General features: G+C 29.4%; 14 protein-coding genes. 13 read left to right on the top strand and 1 reads right to left on the bottom strand.

The annotated features are described in order from the left end of the window. Nucleotide 1: 1 nt before the first annotated feature. The 13 genes from BUB83_RS02965 (at nt 2) to BUB83_RS02905 (ending at nt 19,901) form a co-directional block, all read left to right on the top strand. Nucleotides 2-358, top strand: a complete 357-nt coding sequence (locus BUB83_RS02965) for a sodium:proton antiporter (protein ID WP_073336876.1) — start codon at nt 2-4, stop codon at nt 356-358. Next, nucleotides 358-1,977: a complex I subunit 5 family protein gene (locus BUB83_RS02960; protein ID WP_073336874.1), complete on the top strand. Its 1,620-nt coding sequence runs from the start codon at nt 358-360 to the stop codon at nt 1,975-1,977. Before BUB83_RS02965 ends, BUB83_RS02960 begins: the two co-directional genes overlap by 1 nt. 652 nt (nt 1,978-2,629) lie before the next feature. Next, nucleotides 2,630-3,937: a uracil-xanthine permease family protein gene (locus BUB83_RS02955; protein WP_073336872.1), complete on the top strand. Its 1,308-nt coding sequence runs from the start codon at nt 2,630-2,632 to the stop codon at nt 3,935-3,937. 182 nt (nt 3,938-4,119) lie between these two features. Beyond that, nucleotides 4,120-5,322 carry a pyridoxal phosphate-dependent aminotransferase gene (locus BUB83_RS02950; protein WP_073336870.1) on the top strand — a complete coding sequence of 401 codons (1,203 nt, stop codon included), beginning with the start codon at nt 4,120-4,122 and terminating at the stop codon, nt 5,320-5,322. Between the two features lie 85 nt (nt 5,323-5,407). Then, nucleotides 5,408-6,730: an aspartate kinase gene (locus BUB83_RS02945; protein ID WP_073336868.1), complete on the top strand. Its 1,323-nt coding sequence runs from the start codon at nt 5,408-5,410 to the stop codon at nt 6,728-6,730. 384 nt (nt 6,731-7,114) lie between these two features. After that, nucleotides 7,115-7,783 carry a sugar transferase gene (locus BUB83_RS02940; protein ID WP_073336866.1) on the top strand — a complete coding sequence of 223 codons (669 nt, stop codon included), beginning with the start codon at nt 7,115-7,117 and terminating at the stop codon, nt 7,781-7,783. 14 nt (nt 7,784-7,797) lie between these two features. Continuing rightward, nucleotides 7,798-8,652, top strand: a complete 855-nt coding sequence (locus BUB83_RS02935) for a glycosyltransferase family 2 protein (RefSeq protein ID WP_073336863.1) — start codon at nt 7,798-7,800, stop codon at nt 8,650-8,652. Between the two features lie 34 nt (nt 8,653-8,686). Then, nucleotides 8,687-9,256, top strand: a complete 570-nt coding sequence (locus BUB83_RS22665) for a hypothetical protein (protein WP_073336861.1) — start codon at nt 8,687-8,689, stop codon at nt 9,254-9,256. Nucleotides 9,257-9,410: 154 nt separating this feature from the next. Beyond that, complete coding sequence (locus BUB83_RS02925; protein ID WP_073336859.1) at nt 9,411-10,205, top strand: SLAP domain-containing protein; 795 nt, start codon at nt 9,411-9,413, stop codon at nt 10,203-10,205. 21 nt (nt 10,206-10,226) lie between these two features. Then, nucleotides 10,227-12,575 carry a preprotein translocase subunit SecA gene (gene secA / locus BUB83_RS02920; RefSeq protein WP_073336857.1) on the top strand — a complete coding sequence of 783 codons (2,349 nt, stop codon included), beginning with the start codon at nt 10,227-10,229 and terminating at the stop codon, nt 12,573-12,575. A gap of 417 nt (nt 12,576-12,992) precedes the next feature. Next, nucleotides 12,993-15,260 (top strand): N-acetylmuramoyl-L-alanine amidase family protein, encoded by a 2,268-nt coding sequence (locus BUB83_RS02915; RefSeq protein WP_073336855.1) that lies wholly within the window; start codon nt 12,993-12,995, stop codon nt 15,258-15,260. 597 nt (nt 15,261-15,857) lie between these two features. Then, nucleotides 15,858-17,447 carry an N-acetylmuramoyl-L-alanine amidase family protein gene (locus BUB83_RS22660; RefSeq protein WP_073336853.1) on the top strand — a complete coding sequence of 530 codons (1,590 nt, stop codon included), beginning with the start codon at nt 15,858-15,860 and terminating at the stop codon, nt 17,445-17,447. Nucleotides 17,448-17,780: 333 nt separating this feature from the next. Continuing rightward, entirely contained in the window at nt 17,781-19,901 is a 2,121-nt protein-coding gene (locus BUB83_RS02905; protein WP_073336851.1) for an Ig-like domain-containing protein, read from the top strand. A 235-nt stretch (nt 19,902-20,136) separates the two neighbouring features. Here BUB83_RS02905 and BUB83_RS02900 read toward each other — a convergent pair whose 3' ends face one another. Further along, nucleotides 20,137-20,367 (bottom strand): hypothetical protein, encoded by a 231-nt coding sequence (locus BUB83_RS02900; protein ID WP_073336849.1) that lies wholly within the window; start codon nt 20,365-20,367, stop codon nt 20,137-20,139. Between the last annotated feature and the right edge of the window lie 7 nt (nt 20,368-20,374).

Genomic DNA, 20,374 nt, shown 5'->3' with positions numbered 1-20,374 from the left:
GATGAAATTTTTAGAATATATTAATGGAGAAACAGTGAGTATTATTTTATTCTTTATTGGATTTTATGGATTAATGGCTAGAAGAAATATAATAAGAACCATTATATCTTTTGGTATTATTCAATCTGCAATAATTTTATTCTTTGTAACAATCAATTTTAATATAGGGGATATTGCACCTATAGGAAAAAATCTTGGAAATAATGTTGCAGACCCCTTGCCACAAGCTTTGATGATAACAGCAATAGTTATTGGAGTGGCAGTTACAGCAGTTTCATTAACAATGTTTATTACTTTATATCATAAATATGGAACAACCAATTGGCAAAAAGTTAAAAAGAAAAGGGTGGGGAGATGATGATAGATTTATATATTTTTATTCTAGAACCTATTTTGATAGCTACACTTTTTTACTTATTTCCAAGAGGAAATACAAAGCTTGCTTTTATAGGATTTCAAGGAATTTTATTGGCTTTGTCCATTAAAAATTTTATTTATGTTAGAAATAATGGCACAATAATTCAAAACTTAGGCAGTTGGAATGCTAATATAGGAATTGCACTGAGAGCAGATTTGCTGTCCACAATTTTAGTTACTTTAACTTTATTTCTTTTTCTAGCTATGCTTATTTTTAGTTATGATAAACATTACATAAATAGCTTATTCCTATTTTTATTTTTAATTCTCCAGTCCTTAATAATTGGAATATTATTTAGTGAGGATTTGTTTAATCTTTATGTTTTATTAGAAGTATCCACCATGGTAGTTAGTGTTTTAATAATGTTCAAAAAAGATAAAAGATCAATCTATGATGGAATGCTTTATTTATTAGTAAATATAGCAGCTATGACTTTCTTTTTGTTTGGAATAGGATATTTATATAAAATGTTTGGAGTATTAAATATATATAGTATCAATGAAAAAATGTATTTAATTGAAAATAAAAAATCACTTATATTACCTTATGCTCTTATGATAACAGCTGTAGGATTAAAATCAGCACTTATGCCTTTGTTTAGTTGGTTACCTAAAGCCCATGGAACGCCTAGTGCACCTTCTATAGTTTCGGCAATTTTATCAGGATTATATGTAAAAACAGGAATTTACCTTTTTATAAGAGTTCAATTTATGTTTTCACCAGTGCTGGACACCTCACAACTTTTTTTGATAATGGGTTTGCTTACAGGAATTGCGGGATTTTTCCTAGCTATTTGCCAAAGTGATATTAAATTAATATTAGCTTATTCTACAGTATCTCAAATTGGGTTGATTATGATTGGATTAACATTGGGTGAAGGATACGTTTACTGGGGTGCCATTTATCATATGATCAATCATGCCATATTTAAGTCAACTTTATTTTTGACTGCGGGATTAATAATAGAAGAGTACAATACTAGAGATATTTATAAAATTAAAGGAGTATTTAAAAGAATGCCCTTTGTTTCAATAGCCGCTATACTTGCAATTTTAGGGATAACAGGAGCGCCACTTTTTAATGGGAGTATTTCTAAATATTTAATTCAAAGTGCAACAAAAGGAACTTATATGGAGTATGCAATATTATTAGTAAACTTTGGAACAATAGCTTACTTTATAAAATACTCATCCATATTCTATAGCAAAAAAGAAGAAACTAATTTTCCAATAAAGTTTAGAAGAAATAAAAATATAAACTTAAATAGAACTATTGTGGTGCTTTTTCTTGGAATGGTATGTTTCTTAGGTGGAGTATTTGGAGAAAAAATAATTTACATATTATTTAATCAAAAGATACATATAACCTTACAATCATATCTTCACAAAGCAGAAGTATATTTACTAACTTTAATAGCAGGTTTCTTTTTCTATAAATTTGTAATTTTGAAATGGAAGTTTTTGCATAAGGTTAGAGAAATAGAATTAAGTTTCAATGGTATTTGTATTTCTGTAATCAGTTTCTTTTTCTTTATGCTCACAATACTAACTTTTGCATAGAGTTCAGTTTCTATGAGACCCTCTATTGTACTAATAAAGTGAAAAATAAATAAGAGAAAAATCCAATGATAGCATAAAGCTAAATATATACAAATTACATTTTACATTATAATTGAAAGAATACGTGAAAAGGGTAGACAAAAATGTCTACCCTTTATATAGTGTTAAACAGAAGGAGTTGATTAAAGTGTTACATGTAAGCTGATTATTTTAACTAAAAACTTACAACAAGCTACTTTATTCTAAAGTATCGCCGATTTCCAATAGAGACACCTCCAGTAAAATTAAATCATAGACTTAGTTTCATACTTTCATTGCTATCTCTGAAATCTATCTTTAATCAATTCCCTCTGACATTTATTATGATACCCCGATACTCAGATAATATACACACTATTAATATTTTTTTGAGAAAATAAAGAAGAAAAAAACAGGTTGCCTCTTGAAGAATGCTGTGCTATAATGAACAAGAAAATAGAAATCTTTAAAATAGTCCTGTGAGGCTGGTAAGATAATTATATTGAACAAAGACTTTATGAGTCTTATTCTGCGCGAATATAACTTCTTATCAGTAGGTAAGAAGTTTTTTTATTTTCAAAAAATATAAATTTTTAATTCAGTCCAGTGAGACTGGAAAGAGGAGGCTTTTTTTATGACAGAAAACGTAGTAGGAAAATCAAAAGAAGTATCAAAGGGTTTTGAGAGTTCTAAGAAAGTTGTTTTAGCACTTCAACACTTAATCGCAATGTTTGGTGCAACAGTATTAGTTCCGATTCTTACTGGATTTGATCCAGCAGTTGCTTTAATTTGCGCAGGGTGCGGAACCTTAATATTTCACTTCTGTACAAAGAAAAAAGTACCAGTATTTTTGGGTTCTTCCTTCGCATTTATAGGCTCTATCATAATGGTAAAAGAACAATTTGGTAGTTTAGCTTATGCACAAGGTGGTTTGATAGTAGCGGGACTTATTTATGTTTTATTATCTTTAGTTATAAATAAAATAGGCGTTGATCGTTTGAATAAAATTTTACCGTCACATGTTATTGGCCCAATGATTATTGTAATTGGACTTAGCTTATTACCAGTAGCAATAGATATGACAGGGTTAAGTATTTCAAGTTCAGCAATAGCTATTAGTACTCCAGAGATTTACTTAGCAATTATAACTTTTTCATCAGCAGTGTTAATAAATAAATTTGCAAAAGGTTTTGCAAGACAATTATCAATTCTAATAGCAGTTATTATAGGATATACAGTAGCATCATTAATGGGACTAGTTGATATGTCAGCAATGACAAGCGCACCATTAGTTGCTATACCAGCTTTTGCTGCACCTAAATTTGATATAGGAGCTATATTAATAATAGCACCAGTTGTATTAGCAGTATTCATGGAACATATTGGAGATATTACTACTAATGGTTCAGTAGTAGGTAAAAACTTTATCGAAGATCCAGGCTTAAACAGAACTTTATTAGGAGATGGACTTGCTACTATGTTTGCAGGATTCATAGGGGGACCAGCAAATACAACTTATGGAGAAAACACAGGGGTTCTTGCAATTACAAAAAATTATGATCCTTCAATACTAAGATTAGCAGCTATTTTCGCAATAGTTTTAGGTTTTGTAGCTAAAATAGGAGGATTATTAAGAACAATTCCAGTGCCAGTAATGGGTGGAATCAGCTTTATGTTGTTTGGGATGATAGCTTTTATAGGGGTTAGAATATTAAAAGATAATAATGTTGAATATACTACTAAAAATGTTATTGTAATGGCTACGATAATAGTAGTTGGATTAGGAACAACTTATTTAGCTAAATATTTTGGAATATCTATTGGAATTCCATTATCAAGTAGTAATCCTGATTTAATTCTAACAGGTTTAAGTTTAGCAGCTTTAAGTGGAGTTATATTAAATGCAATATTAGGACTTGTATATAAAATTGAAAAGGCTTAGTTAAAATAACAATTTTATAATAAAATAAAAACGCTCTTTTCTGTATTACTAGGAAAAGAGCGTTTTGTTTTGAATAAAATCCAGTTAGCAGTGAATATTTATACTTACTTTTGAAAAACCCCTTGTAATTAGCATCATTAAATAATATAATTTATTAAATATGTAAATAGGGGGTACTATAGATGAAGTGTTCTAATAGAATTAATGGGGTGGGGACGTCACCTGTTAGAAAATTAATACCTTATGCTAATGGGGCTATTAGCAAGGGTAAAAAGGTTTATCCTTTAAATATTGGGCAACCAGATATCAAGACACCAGATTTGTTTTTTGAAGCAATTAGGAATTATAAAACAGAGGTATTAAAATATGTACCATCAAATGGTATGCCAGAGCTTATAAATGCTATAAAAGATTATTATAGCGGATATGGTATGGAGTATGCATTTGAGGAAATATTAATCACTTGCGGGGGTAGTGAGGCTTTATTACTTACATTATTAGCTTTAGCAGATGTAGGGGATCAAGTGCTTGTTGTGGAACCGTATTATGCAAATTATAATACTATTTTTAAGGCTTTAGAAATAGATGTAGTAGCTGTTTCCACTAAAGCAGAAGATGGATTTCATTTACCAGCTAAAGAAGAAATTGAAAAAGTAATTAAAAATAATCCTAAAATAAAAGCTATTTTACTTCCTAATCCAGGAAATCCTACAGGAACAGTATATACAAAGGAAGAAGTTCAACTTATATCAGATATTGCTAAAGAAAATGATATTTATATTATAGCTGATGAGGTTTATAGAGAGTTTGTATATGAAGGTAGTGAATGTGTAAGTTTTGGAACTATGGAAGGTATTGAAGAAAATTTAATTATTATAGATAGTATTTCAAAGCGTTATTCAGCTTGTGGCGCAAGAATAGGATGTATAATATCTAAAAACAAAGATGTAATAGCTCAAATCTATAAATTATGTCAATCTAGGCTCTCAGTACCAGAACTTGAACAAGTAGGTGCAGCTGCTTTATATGAAACACCTGATGAGTATTTTAAAGAAGTTAACGAAGAATATACTAAAAGAAGAGATACATTATATGCAGAAATGAGTACAATGGAAGGCGTTGTTTGCAGCAGACCAGAAGGAGCTTTTTATTCTATGGTTAAACTTCCAGTAGACGATGCAGAAAAATTTGTGATTTGGTTATTAAGTGAATTTGATATAAATGGAGAAACAGTTATGATGGCGCCAGGAGAAGGTTTCTACGCAACTCCAGGAGCAGGAATTAATGAAGTGAGAATAGCTTATGTATTAAATGTAGAAGATATTAAAAAAGCAATGAACATTATCAGAGAAGGGTTGAAACAATACCCAGGAAGAACGGTATAAGTAATGAAGAATTGAGAATGGAGAGTGGAGAAGGTTGCTTAATTCTCAATTTTCAAATTTTAATTGAATAAAAGGGGTGTAAATTTTGGAAAAACTAGTAGTGGCAAAATTCGGGGGAAGTTCTTTAGCTAATGCAGAACAATTTAATAAAGTTAAAAATATTGTACTTGAGGACAAAAGTAGAAAGTATGTTGTACCATCTGCGCCGGGGAAAAGATGTAGTGAGGATTATAAAATAACAGATTTGTTTTATCTTTGTCATGCTCACGTGCAGCAAAAAATTCCCTTCAATGATGTTTATAGATTAATTGAAGAAAGATATTTGGGAATAGTTAAAGATTTAGAGTTAGAACTAGATATAGAAAAATACTTAAAAGAAGTAAAAGAAAATATTACTAATGGTGCTAGCGCAGATTATACTGCTAGTAGAGGGGAATATTTGAATGGATTAATACTTGCAGATTTTCTTGGTTTTGATTTTGTAGATGCTTGTGAGTTAATAAAATTTGATGAATCAGGCTATTATGATTCAGAAACTACAGATAAAGCTATATATCAAGTGCTTGTAAAAGAGAGTAGAGAAAAAGGTGTAGTTATCCCTGGTTTCTACGGCGCAATGCCAGATGATGAGATTAAAACTTTCACAAGAAGTGGTTCTGATGTATCAGGTTCAATTATTGCACATGGGGTAAAAGCAGATTTATATGAAAACTGGACTGATGTTTCAGGATTTCTTATGACAGATCCTAGAATAGTAGAGAATCCTAAACCAATTGCTAAAATCACTTATAAAGAACTAAGAGAGTTATCTTATATGGGAGCTAGCGTACTTCATGAAGATGCAGTATTCCCAGTATTAGAAGATGGAATACCTATCAATATTAGAAATACTAATAAACCAGAAGACGATGGTACATTGATAGTTGGTGAAAATAAAAGTGATTCTATAGGAGCTATTACAGGTATAGCAGGTAGAAAGAACTTTACAGTACTTGCTATTGAAAAAACTCTCATGAATAGCGAAATAGGTTTTGGAAGAAGAGTTTTATCTGTTTTAGAAAGCCATGGAGTTTCTTATGAAAATACTCCTTCTGGTATTGATACTATGTCTGTTATTGTAGACGATGTTCAAATAAAAGGTAAATTAGATAAAATTATAAAAGAAATTAAAAGGACTTGTAATCCAGATTCTCTTCAAGCTATTCCTAATATGGCATTAATCGCAACAGTTGGTAGAGGAATGGCTCAAACAGTTGGTGTGGCTGCAAGGATTTTTGGTGCACTTGCTAAAGAAAGTGTTAACATTAGAATGATAGATCAAGGATCTAGTGAAATGAATATTATAGTTGGTGTTGAGAATCATGAGTTTGAGAAAGCTATAAGAGCTATTTATAGGGAGTTTGAATAAAAAACAATATATATATAGTGTAAAGGGATAATTTAAATATATTATCCCTTTATTTATTTAATAAAAAAATCATAAAAAGGTTTAAAATGTATTTTTTTCAGGCCAATTATGAATAATTTATAACATAGGAGCATTTGCTATATGATAAAAATATAAAATAATGTATAATAGGAGATAAGATTTATAAACTTATTTAGATATAGACATAAAAGATATATATAAATATAATAATAAATTCATATAAAATTAAATTTTAAATAAAACTAAAGTATGTTATAATCACATAGTGATTTTAACACATCTAAGAGATGGGTATCTTAAGATGAATTTAGTAAAGTAATATAATGGGTAGCTACAAAGATTCAATTAATTGGGGGTATTAAAATGAATGAAGTAAATAATTTAACTTTTAAATTTAATAGTGATAGTCAAGTATTAAAAAAGAACATAGTATATTTATTCTTAAAAAGAACTATTGATATTTTAGGGTCAATTGCAGGGTTGATATTATTTTCGCCTATATTTATTATTATTGCAATAGCAATAAAATTAGAAGATAAAGGACCAGCGATTTTTTCACATAAAAGATTAGGTATGAATGGAAAGTATATAAAAATTTACAAATTTCGTTCTATGTTTTGTGATGCAGAAAAAATGTTGGAAAGTTTATCACCTGAACAAAAAAAAGAGTTTCAAGAGAACTTTAAATTGGAAAATGATCCTAGAATTACAAAACTAGGTAAAAAATTAAGGAAAACAAGTTTAGATGAACTACCGCAGTTTTTGAATGTATTAAAGGGAGAATTGACTTTAGTTGGTCCAAGACCAATAATTGAGATTGAACTAGAAAAATACGGTGAATTTGCGGCAAAATTTTTAAGTGTAAAACCAGGCTTGACCGGCTTATGGCAAGTAAGTGGTAGAAGTGATACAACCTACGAGGAAAGAGTAAAAATGGATATGGATTACATCGACAATAGAACTATTATTGGAGATGTTATTATTATTCTAAAAACTGTTACTACTGTAATAAGTAAAGAAGGGGCTAAATAAGAAAGGACGGCATAATGTATAAAATATCAATAATAATGCCTGTTTATAATGGCGAAAAATATTTAAATAAACTTATTTCGGAAATTAAATTGCAACATATAGACATTCCAATAGAAATTATAGCTGCAGTAAGCAAATCCAAGGATAATAGCTTAAATATATGCAAAGAATTATGCGATATAGTCTATGAAGTTGATAATTTCCAACATGGACTAACAAGACATGAAGCAGCTTTAAAAGCTACTGGTAATATTTTAGTTTTTATTACTCAAGATATTATGCCGGAAAATGTAAATTGGTTAAATAATTTAGTTAAACCTCTTATTGAAGAAAATAATATAATTGCAACATATTCTAGACAAATAGCTTATCCAGAAGCTTCTGAAACTGAAAAGTTAATTAGAAACTTCAATTATCCAGATTATAATAGGATAGCTAATAAAGATACCAAAGGAAAATGGGGAAGAAAAACAATTTTTTATTCAGATTCTTCATCAGCTACCCTAAGAAAAGATTTTTTAGAATTGGGTGGCTATAATTTTGATCTTGGTACAAATGAAGATGTTATTTATGCTATTAATGTAGTAGATAGTGGTAAAAGTATACTATATAATTCGCAAAGCATTATATATCATAGTCATGATTTTAAAATCAAAGCTGCATTTAATAGATATAAGCTTATAGGTGAGTTCGAGAAAAAATATGAAACGAAGATCAAAGCATATGATTCAGCTTCAGAAGGTAAAAAATTATTGATTTATTTGTTGAGGAATTTATTGAAAAAATTTAAAATTATAGAGATTGTATACTTAGGTGTAGATTTATTTACAAGATATCTAGGGTTTAAAGTTGGATATTTGAAAAAATAGATGCAATAAAATAATATTAAAGGTGGTGGATACTTTGTTTAACAGAAAATTAAAATCTATGCTTATTATTATACTAATACTTTGTATTAGTCTTGTTTCTTCGCCAAATTTAGTACAAGCAGCAGGAACAAATGGGTGGAAAGCTAGTGGGAGTAATTGGTATTATTATGTGAATGGGAAAATGAAAACTAATTCATGGGTACAAGGTTCCTCAAAACTCTGGTATTACATGGGGTCTAACGGAGTTATGAAGACTAATTCATGGGTACAGGATTCAACATCTAAAACTTGGTATTACTTAGGTTCTACTGGAGCTATGAAAACAGGGTGGGTTTATTTGGGTAATAAGTGGTATTACTTATATTCAAATGGAGCTATGGCTGCTAGTAAGTGGATTCTTTATGGTGGGAAATATTATTATTTAAATGCAAGTGGTGATATGGCAGTCAATACTAAGACTCCAGATAATTACTATGTTGGTTCCACTGGAGCGTGGGATGGTAAAGCAGCTACAACAAGTAATACAGCCAGTAGTACAACTAATACTACAACAACCAATACTAGTTCAACAACAAAAGTGTTCCAGGTTATATCCATAAATTAAACAATTAAGTGCTTATCATCTAAAAATGATAAGTACTTTTTATTGTTTTGATTTCCGGAAAAGTTTTTTAGTTTTTAATATACAAAAAAATATGTTATAATGCATTTGTGTAATATTATTTATATGAAACAAATAAAGAAAGGAAGGAAGACGGATGTTAAGTAATGAATTTGAAATATCTTATGCTCCAAAAGATGAAAATAGAATTTCTAATTTAGAAAAAGAAATTGATAAAGAAGATTTGAATTCTATTTCAGATATAGAGGAAAGCTCAGTTTCTTTTAAAACTATATACATATATGAATCAGAAGAAAACATAGAAGTAAAAGTGTTTATAATAAATTCAACAAAGCAAAATGTGAATTTTGATTATTTACCTTTGATTATTGTAAATAAAGATAAAGAAGTAGTGGTATCAGAATATTTAAAGTTAGTAGAAGTTGGAGAAATACCTACTATGAACATTAGACCTTATAGCATATTTTTTAGCAAGAATAGTTTGGTACATTATAAAACTATAGATGAAGATTGTACGTTACAGATACAATCTGATAAAATAGCCGCAAAAGTGTCTAATAAAACATTTTTGGATTATATTGATGAAAAAATATCTTTATATGATAGAAGGATAATTGAAAAATATATTGAAAATATGGCTCCAGTAATGAATGATAGTTTTAAGGTTAATCCATACAAAAGCAGCATTGATGAAGAAGGCAACAAATATTCTTTGTTGATATTATCAAATGGAACTGAAAAAGATGTGCAGCTAACTGATATGAATTTAATTTATAAAAATAAAAATGATGAAATACAAGCATCTAAGAAAATAGAAAGCCTACCTTTGATAAAAGGTAATTCCACAGCAGTTATAAAAGTTATCATCGAAAAAGAAGATGTGATTGAAGAAAATTTTGATCCAGAAGAATGTAAATTAACTTTCGCATAATTATAATAGTGAGGAGAAAGTATGAAAATTTTAGATAAGGTACTAAAAGACTACAGCAAAAAAGAAATAAAAAAACTTATAGCTACAGCAGAAAAAATAGAAGCCTTAGACACTGAAATGCAATTATTAAGTGATGAAGAATTGAAGAATAAAACTCTAGAATTTAAAGAAAACCTTAAAAATGGGAAAACTTTGGATGATATATTAGTAGAAGCTTTTGCAGTGGCTAGAGAAGCATCTTATAGAGTGTTAGGTTTAAAACATTACCAAGTTCAATTAATTGGAGGTATAGTATTACACCAAGGCAGAATAGCAGAAATGAAAACTGGAGAAGGTAAAACCTTAGTTGCCACACTTCCAGCATATCTTAATGCTTTAACTGGAAAAGGTGTACATATAATTACAGTTAATGACTATTTGGCACAAAGAGATAAAAACCAGATGGGAGCAATTTATGAGTTTTTAGGACTTACTACAGGAGTTGTTATTCATGATCAAGCTCCAGAATTAAGAAGTGCTCAATATTATTGTGATATTACCTATGGGACAAACAGTGAGATTGGCTTTGATTATCTAAAAGATCATTTAGTGGGAAATAGAGCGCAAAAAGTACTTAGACCTTTAAATTTCACTATAGTAGATGAAGTAGATTCTATTTTTATAGATGAAGCGAGAACTCCTTTAATAATATCAGGAGAAGGATCGAAATCTAAAGAAATTTATAAAGTTGCGGATTTGTTTGCAAAATCCCTAGTAAAAGATGTGGACTTTTCTATTGAAGAAAAAACTAAATCAGTTTTATTTACTGAAGAAGGTATAGAAAAAGCTGAGAAGTTTTATAATGTAGAAAATTATGCCAATCTTGAAAATCTAACAATTCAACATCACACCTTTCAAGCTTTAGCGGCTAATTATGTTATGAAAAATACCGTTGATTATATGATAGTAAATGATGAGGTTATGATAGTTGACACATATACAGGAAGAGCTATGGAAGGTAGACGTTTTAGTCATGGATTACATCAAGCAATAGAAGCAAAAGAAGGAGTGAAAATCCAAGATGAAAACACTACTATGGCAACTATTACTTATCAAAATTTCTTTAGATTATACAAAAAACTTTCAGGTATGACAGGAACAGCTGTTACAGAAGAAAAAGAACTTAAAGAAATTTATAACACAGATGTAGTAGTTATTCCCACAAATAAACCTATAGCTAGAGTTGATAGAGAAGACTTGATTTATAAAACAGAGCTTGGAAAATTTAAAGCAATAGTTCAAGACATCATTGAAACTCATAAAACTGGACAACCTTTATTGGTAGGAACAGTATCTATAGAAAAATCAGAATTGCTATCTACTATGCTTAAAAGGAAAAGAATAACTCATCAAGTATTGAATGCTAAATACCATAAAAAAGAAGCTGAAATAGTTGCACAAGCAGGGGAAGTAGGTATGATAACTATTGCTACTAATATGGCGGGTAGAGGGACTGATATAAAATTAGGAGAAGAAGCTTTAAAACTTGGGGGCCTTAAAATTATAGGAACAGAAAGACATGCCTCTAGAAGAATAGATAATCAATTAAGAGGTCGCTCGGGTCGTCAAGGAGATGTGGGAGAATCTGTATTCTATGTTTCTCTGGAAGATGAGATAATAACCAGATTTGTAGGAGAAAGAGCAGAAGCTCTTGATAAAAAATTAAAACTTTTAGAAGAAGAAGCCTTAGATCATAAAAAAGTAAGAGAGTTAGTAGAAGATGCTCAAAGAAATGTAGAAGGAGAACACTTTTTTCAAAGAAAAAATTTAATTAAGTATGATGATGTAATAAATGAACAACGAAAAGTAATTTATGAGCAAAGAAATGTAGTAGTAGATAGCGATTCATTAAAAGATCATACTTTATCCATGTTTGAAGAAATAATTGATACAGAAGTAGAACAAAGAATTGTAAGTGAAGACTATATAGAAACAGAAGTTGAAGATTGTGTTAAATTTTTCAAAGATTTTTTTGGAGATATAAAAGAATTTACTAAAGATGAATTTATGAAATTGAGAAAATCAGAAATAAAAGAAAAATTATATGATATAGCTACAAAGATTTATAAGGAAAAAGAAGAAGCTTTTGGAGAACAATGGATTGCCATTGAAAAGAATTTCACATTAAAATTTGTTGACAATAGATGGATAGATCATATGGAAGAAATGGATGATTTGAAACAATATATTGGATATCAATCCATGCTACAAAAAGACCCTGTGCAAATGTACAAATTGCAAGGAAGTCAGCTTTATATGGAAATGTTATATAATATAAAAAAAGATATAACTAGATATATCTCCTATATAAAACCATTTAATGCAAAATAATTAAAATAAAAAAAGGAATTTTTTTGTTTTTATAGAATATAACTAGGTGTATAAGAAAAAAGCAACAATAAATATATATATTGATTATGAAAGAAGAATTTATATTAAATAGATATATTTAATATAAAAGGGTTGTAAAATGTACATAAAAGTATTATAATAACCTATAACTTGTACAATTTTTTTTACCTAAGCTTAAAAAAAGTCTTGCATACTAGGACAAGTTCTATTACAATAATATTGTAGTAAAATAACCTTGTATTGTATGAGTTTTCCAAACCTATGACAATCGTTATAGCCTTTATGTTGTAGATTAAATCTAACAACATAAAACAATATAAAACCAAAATAAAAATAAGTTTAATAAGAGATGTACATATTTTTTATTAACTTAAAAAACTAGGAGGAAAGATATTAATGAAAAAATCAAACAAATCATTAATTAGTGCAGTAACGGCTTTTAGTACAGTAGCTGCTATGGTAGCACCAGCTACAACAGCTATGGCTGCAGTAACAGGCGAATGGTCAAAAGCAAGTGGATCATGGATGCTTTATAACAATGGTCAAGTAGTTAAAAATGCTTGGAGCATGGATGCAGGAAAATGGTATTATTTAGGTGCAGATGGAGTAATGGCAGCAAGCAAATGGGTTAAATCTGGTTCAGCTTGGTACTATTTAGGTGCTAACGGAGCTATGGTTGAAAAATCATGGGTTAAACATACTGATGGAAAATGGTATTACTTAGGATCAGGCGGAGCAATGGTTGAAAACAAATGGGTTGGAAACTATTACTTAGGTGCTGGCGGAGCTATGGCTGTAGATACAGTAACACCAGATGGATATAAAGTTCTTGCAAGTGGTGCTTGGGATGGAAAAGATAAAGTTACAGCAGCTATAAAAGTTGAGTCAGCTAAAGCAATTAATGCAACTCAATTATTAGTAACTTTTAATAAAGAAGTTGATAAAACAGATGCAGAAACTACAACTAACTATTCAGTTGGTAAGTATACTGTTGCAACAGCAAAATTACAAGATGACAAAAAATCAGTTTTAATTACAACAACAGCAGCAATGAGTGGAACAAGTCTTTATATTGTACAACCAATTAAATCAGCAATAGATGCTACAGCTAAAACAGCAATATTCACAAATGTAGAAACATATACAGATACTGTTGCACCTACAGTGTTAAAAGTAGAATATCCAACATATGATACAGCAAAGGTAACATTCTCAGAGCCAATGTCAGCTTTAGGAAACGTTACAGTAACACAAGATGGATCAGTTTTAAACGTAGCACCAAGTTTCACAGCAGGTACAAATGTTGCTACATTTGATCTTTCAAGCGTAACTGCTAATAAAGTTGTTTCAGTAGTTATTGTTGGAGCAAGAGATACTGGTAGCAATTTAATAGCTCAAAATCCTACTATGCTAAGCTTAACTAAAACAAAAAGTGACACTACTGCGCCAACAGTAAGTTCAATTGATGTTTTATCTGATACAAGAGTTTCAGTTACTTTTAGTGAAAAATTAAAAGCAGCTCCAGCAGTTACTGTTGGTGAGAAAACAGTAACTTTTACAACAAGTGAAGATGGAATGACTTGGGTAGGTACATTTGATACTATAACAGGTGTTCAACAAGTAAAAGTATCAGAATTCAAAGATATGAGTTCAAATGCTGGTACTACTGTTACAATGCTTAAGCAAGTATCTAAAGATACAACTAAACCAGTATTAGTTAGTTCAGAAGTAAAAGTATTTAATAGTAAATCTTACTTAGTTCTTAATTTTTCTGAAGAAGTAACAGCTGATCAAGGAATAATAAAAGGAACAAGAGTGAAAGATTATGTTAGTAACACATTCACTACAACTACAGCAGTTACACCAGTAGCATATACCAAAGCTAACGGTGCAGATGTAGATAATACAAAAGCTGTAATGTTGGATTTATCAAATGATACAACATTCCCAGTAGGAGCTTATACAGTTTCAATACCAGCAGGGTTTGTAAAAGATAAAGCTTCAACTCCATTAGTTAATGATGCAAAATCTGTAACATTTACAAAAGGAACATTATCAGTAAATGATACTACAGCACCAACAGTTAATGGTGTACCTACTATTTCAGCTGATAATAAAACTGTAACAGTTAAATTCTCAGAATCAATGGATTATGCTACAGCTTTAAATGTAGCTAACTATACAGTAAGTGGGCAAACAATATTTACAAATGCTATTTTCTCAGGCGATAACAAAACTGTTACATTAACAGTGGCACCTGGAACAATAACTTACTCAGGCGATAGATTAATTCAAGTATCAGGAACAAGAGATTTAGCAGGAAATCTTAATACAACATATAGTCATGTAGTAGATTTCAATGAAAATGTTGCACCATATGTTGCATCAGCAAAATTGACAGCTGCTGATACTATATCAGTAACATTTAGTGAAAATGTAAAAGCTACAACTGCAACAGATTTTGAAGTTTATATTGCAGGAGTTAAAGTAACTACAGGCGCTGTTACTTCAGTATCAGATGTTGCAACTAAAACAGCTACTATTAAATTAACAAGCCCAGTAACAGATTTAAGTAAAGCAATACAAGTTAAACTTGTAAATACTAGTACTGTTGATGAAAAAGGTAATGCTGCTGTAACTGGTCAATTAGTTTCAGTTCAATAGTTATCGGATTAAAACTTTAAGTAAAATAAGTAATAAAATATTAAAGAATCGTCATTTATATGGCGGTTCTTTTTTTATGATCTTAATTCACAATCAATTCAAATCAATAAACTATCTAAAGCCACTTTTAAGCCATTGACGTATCAAACAATATTCAGTTTTCAATGTACAAAAATATATATAAAAAGATCATTTAATATTCTTAATTTCTTACTTAATTATATTGTATTTAATTAAATAAGTCAAGCAAATAAGGGTTTATTCTATGGGAAAAGTTGAAATTATTTGTCGAATAATAAGATGAATGTCGAATGATAGAATAATGTCGAATGAAGTCGAAGAGCTTCAAGGGAACTGAAATAAAATATTAAATATTTCATAGACTATCATTTCCTATTCGTTTAAGTTAAACACTTTGTAAAATTTTATACATTGATACAAAGTTAAATGAAAACTCATGATTGTTAGGATGAAATACCATTAATTATGGTAAATTTATAGATTACATAATTTTTCTAATATAAAAAACAAGAAATATTTGACGGAATCATCCCTTTAATGTATAATTATTACATTAAGTGAAAATGGAGGGTTCAAATGAAAAATTTTAAAAAAAGTGTCAGTTTAGTGGTTACAATTTTGATGAGCATAGCATTATTTGCAGGATGTTCATCAGATGGGATTGCATTTTATAATGCAATGAAAAAGAGTAATAAAATAACTACTGCTGAAACAAAGAGTACAATCTCTATTAATGTTTCCGCAACTAATTTATCTCCACAAGAAGAGCAATACATGCCCCTTGTTTTGCCTATGATAAATGGGTCAAAAATTTATGTGACAAGTAAGGTGAAATCAAATGAGGCTCAAACTATTGCTAAAATGGAAGGTAATATCTCAATTCAAACAGCAGATACAAATGTACCTTCTATGGATGCTGGAATGTGGGTTGATGTTAACATGGAAGGGGACAAGCCTCTAATAAAAGAAGTAATAAAAATTCCGCAAGAATATAATATGTTTACTAATGGAAAAGAATATATCGTAATGGATCTTCAAGAGCTTTCAGAAGAAACTACTGATGTAGAAGTTGATTATTCAAGTGTTGTGGATATGAGTAAAGAATTTCAAGAAAAAATGTTAGATTTTATGGATAAGTATGCTTATAAATTTAATCCAGATGTAAAAATAGCTAAGAATGGAAATGAATACATAGAACAAAATGGAAAAAATCAATATGTTACAAATTATGAATTAAAATTAAATGATAAGCAATTAAAAGATTTGATACGTTACTCTTCTAATAATTTACTTCAAGATGAAGAAGTATTAGGTTTTGTTTTAGATTACATGAAAATGATATTAGAAGTAAGTGGATTACCGGAAGAAGAAATGCAAGCAAGTTTAAAAGAGATGGAAACAGAATTGGCTAATTATAAAACAGAACTTCCTACAATGATGGAAAACATTAATAAACAATTAGATAAGTTAAATGATGTTAGAATGTTGGGTGATAAAGGGATTAACTTAAAATATTCCGTAAACTCAGAGGGATATATAATAAAGGAATCAGGAACAGTGCAATTTGTTATAGATTTACCAAGCATTACGGCTATGAATAAAGAATTAGTAAATGAAGAAATGATGGCATCTATGCCAACAGGAATTTACACAATAGATTTAAATTTTAATTCAGAAATTAATAATATCAATTTACCTTTAGAATTTAATTTTCCAAGTTTGAATAATGATAATTCTATTGGGTATTTAGAATTAATTCAATCAATGATTCCGGAAGTTGAAGAATTGAACGGTTGGGTTCAATATGATGATGTCTGGGTATATTTTGATAAGGGTGAATTAAAAATAAATGAATGGATTAAAGGTTCAGATCAAAAATGGTATCATATAGGTGAAGATGGAACAATGGAAACAAATGCATGGATTTATCATTCGGATAAACAATGGTATTATCTAGGTGAAAATGGAGCTATGAAAGAAAATTCTTGGTTAAAATATTCTGATGGAAAATGGTATTATTTAGGGCGAAATGGTGCTATGGCAAAAGGTTGGATTCAAACAAGTGGTAAATGGTATTATTTATATAACAATGGAGCTATGGCACAAAACACAAGAACTCCAGATGGTTATACAGTATTAAGTGATGGGTCATGGAACGGTAAATAAAAAAAGAGAGAGGGTATAGTTTAGACTATACCTTCTCTTTTGTATTTATGTAGTTGGATAATGATTCTAGTATGTAAAGTTCTGTCTTCTAAATTATGGTTTATATCAATGTAATCATTTTTGTGTGGGTTTTTATGTTGGAAAATAGAAAACAAATGTTAAAAACAAGAATAAAGAACGAAAAAAAGGTTAATTAAGAAAATAGTCCTTTAATATACTATAAAAAACATGGTTTTGATGTTATAATTTATGAAGTAATGGTTAAATTATGTAGCTATTAAATGATATATTTATACTTTAAATTTAATTATGGAATGTAGCCATGGGGAAGGAATGAGAATATTGTTAATTAATAAGAAAGCTATAGGAGTTGTATTATGGAGTATACTTATATTTTCAAATTTGAGTATTTTAGTAGCTAAAGCTGATGGAATAAGTGGGTGGAATAAAGAGGGACAAGCTTGGAAATATTATATTAATGGAGAAATGAAAATAAATTATTGGATACAAGATTCTGTTAAGCAATGGTACTATATAGGTTCAGATGGTGTTATGAAAACAAACGCATGGATAAAGGATTCAGCAGAAAGATGGTATTACTTAGGGAATAATGGAATTATGCAGAAGGGTTGGAAATATGAAGGTGGTAAGTGGTATTATTTGAACGCAGAAGGGGCCATGTTATCAAATCAATGGCTAAAATTAAATGGTAGCTCCTTCTATTTTAATAAAAATGGAGAGATGGAGATTGAGTCAATAGATGCAAAAACTCCACCTAAAATAGCTTTGGATTTTCCAAAAAACAACAGTTCAATAAAGGATAGTTTTAATATTAGTGGTTGGACTTTAAACAATTCAGGAGTGAAAGAAGTTAAGATTTATATAGATGATATATATATAGGTAATGCCACAACAGGTATTTCAAGAGAAGATGTCAATAAAGCATTTCCCGGATATATGAATGGAGATAAAAGTGGGTATAGCTATAATGTTGATATAAATACAATAACAGCTGGAACTCATAATATTAAGATTCAATCAATTGGAAATAATGGGACAAGCATTGATAATATTATAAAAATAAATATTGTAAAATTGCCGTATAGAATTGCAGTGGATTTTCCAAAAGAAAACACTAATATAGAAACAAGTTTTTCGGTTAGTGGATGGGCTTTGAATCCTTCTTCAGTAAAATCTGTAGAGGTATATGTAGATGATGTATATAAAGGTGACGCTTATGTGGGAATATCTAGATTAGATATTAAACAAGCATTTCCGGATTATAAAGGTGGAGAAAAGAGTGGGTATAATTTTCCTATTGATATAGATACAATAAAAGTTGGTGTTAGAAATATCAAAGTGAAAGTTAAAGGATATGACGGATCTATTACTGAGAGTTCAAGAAATGTTAATATTGTTAAAATACCATCCAAAATGGCATTGGATTTTCCAAAAGCTAATACAGAAATTAAATCAAATTTTAAGATTAGTGGATGGGTATTAAATGCATCGGGCATTAATGGGGTAAATATTTATGTGGATGATATTTTTATGGGAAAAGCAGAAATTGGACTAACAAGAGAAGATGTGAATAAAGTATATCCAGGTTATAGGAGTGGGGATAAAGGTGGATATTGCTATGATTTGAGTGTGTACAATGTTTCATTAGGAAAACATATTGTTAAAATTGAAGCTATAGGAGTGGATGGTGAATTAATTAATTCTTATGTTTCTGTAAATGTGCTGGATAATACAAAACGATTTGTTTCTTCTGAAAAAACTGTACAACAAATGATTGACTTAGAATATGCAAAAAGTCCTAAATACGGTACTGGGAGAGAAGCTACCAAAGAAGAGGTGGCTCATTATGTGAACCCAAATAATTTTATTAATGATGAGTTTGGTAAATACATGTTTATGAAATTAAGTTATATGGAGGGGGTTGACGTAAATGATTTGAATCTTATGTTAAAGGGTAAAGGTGTATTAGCTGAAAAAGGACAAGTGTTTAAGGATGCAGGTAAAGCTAATGGTATAAATCCAATTTATTTAATTGCACATGCATTGTTGGAAACAGGTGATGGAACTTCAAAATTATGTGATGGCTCGTTGAGTTATAATGCAACTAAGGTGTATAACGCTTATGGAGTTGGAGCTATTGATTCAAATCCTAATTATTATGGATCTAAATATGCTTATGAGCATGGATGGACTTCAATAGATGCGGCTATTAATGGTGGAGCAGAATTCATATCTACTAATTATATAAAAAGTAATAAGTATAATAGCAAATATCAAGATACCTTGTATAAGATGAGGTGGAATGATGAACAAATGTGGCATCAGTATGCTACAGATATTACATGGGCATATCAACAAATAACGGATATAAAAAAATTGATAGATATGTGCACTAATAGTACGAACTACTTTGAAATACCAATCTATAAATAATCAAATAACTTTCGAATTAAAGACTTAAAAATACTGGATTTGGTATTTTTAAGTCTTTTTTATAATTTAATTGTATTAAAAAATAGATCTTGTGTATGTTACATAAGACCTGTTTGTAATTAATAACTTACACTACAATTTGGTAAAGCTTTTATTAAATTCTTAGCAGCTATAGTAGCTATTTGATTATTCTTTATATCAAGGGTATCAAGTTTTAGTAAAAAAGATAAAGTGTCTATATCATTAAGTTATTTAAAGAATTTAATTGTTCTATAGTTGAAATTTTGTTGTTGTATAAATCTAGTATTTCTAAATTTTTTAATGAATTTAAATGTTCCATTCCATTTAAAGTTCTAATATCATAAGAAGTAGCATCTAATTCTGTAATTTTATCTATTTGATGCGTTAAGTAAGGTGCTTTCTTGGTTGGCCAAATCTCCAACAGTAATAATAGGTAGATTGCCAAAGGATTT

Origin of the sequence: Clostridium grantii DSM 8605 (assembly GCF_900129965.1) — a bacterium.
Taxonomy (GTDB): Bacteria; Bacillota; Clostridia; order Clostridiales; family Clostridiaceae; genus Clostridium_AF; species Clostridium_AF grantii.
Note: the sequence above shows the minus strand (reverse complement) of the source record. Positions and strands in the feature narration are given on the sequence as shown.

Excerpts from the sequence above, each read along its gene's own strand:
- BUB83_RS02940 (WP_073336866.1), top strand. The coding sequence starts at position 7,115 with ATGAATGAAGTAAATAATTTAACTTTTAAATTTAATAGTGATAGTCAA.
- BUB83_RS02965 (WP_073336876.1), top strand. The coding sequence starts at position 2 with ATGAAATTTTTAGAATATATTAATGGAGAAACAGTGAGTATTATTTTA.
- BUB83_RS02905 (WP_073336851.1), top strand. The coding sequence starts at position 17,781 with ATGAGAATATTGTTAATTAATAAGAAAGCTATAGGAGTTGTATTATGG.
- BUB83_RS02950 (WP_073336870.1), top strand. The coding sequence starts at position 4,120 with ATGAAGTGTTCTAATAGAATTAATGGGGTGGGGACGTCACCTGTTAGA.
- BUB83_RS02935 (WP_073336863.1), top strand. The coding sequence starts at position 7,798 with ATGTATAAAATATCAATAATAATGCCTGTTTATAATGGCGAAAAATAT.
- BUB83_RS02955 (WP_073336872.1), top strand. The coding sequence starts at position 2,630 with ATGACAGAAAACGTAGTAGGAAAATCAAAAGAAGTATCAAAGGGTTTT.
- BUB83_RS02925 (WP_073336859.1), top strand. The coding sequence starts at position 9,411 with ATGTTAAGTAATGAATTTGAAATATCTTATGCTCCAAAAGATGAAAAT.
- BUB83_RS02960 (WP_073336874.1), top strand. The coding sequence starts at position 358 with ATGATAGATTTATATATTTTTATTCTAGAACCTATTTTGATAGCTACA.
- secA (WP_073336857.1), top strand. The coding sequence starts at position 10,227 with ATGAAAATTTTAGATAAGGTACTAAAAGACTACAGCAAAAAAGAAATA.
- BUB83_RS22660 (WP_073336853.1), top strand. The coding sequence starts at position 15,858 with ATGAAAAATTTTAAAAAAAGTGTCAGTTTAGTGGTTACAATTTTGATG.
- BUB83_RS02915 (WP_073336855.1), top strand. The coding sequence starts at position 12,993 with ATGAAAAAATCAAACAAATCATTAATTAGTGCAGTAACGGCTTTTAGT.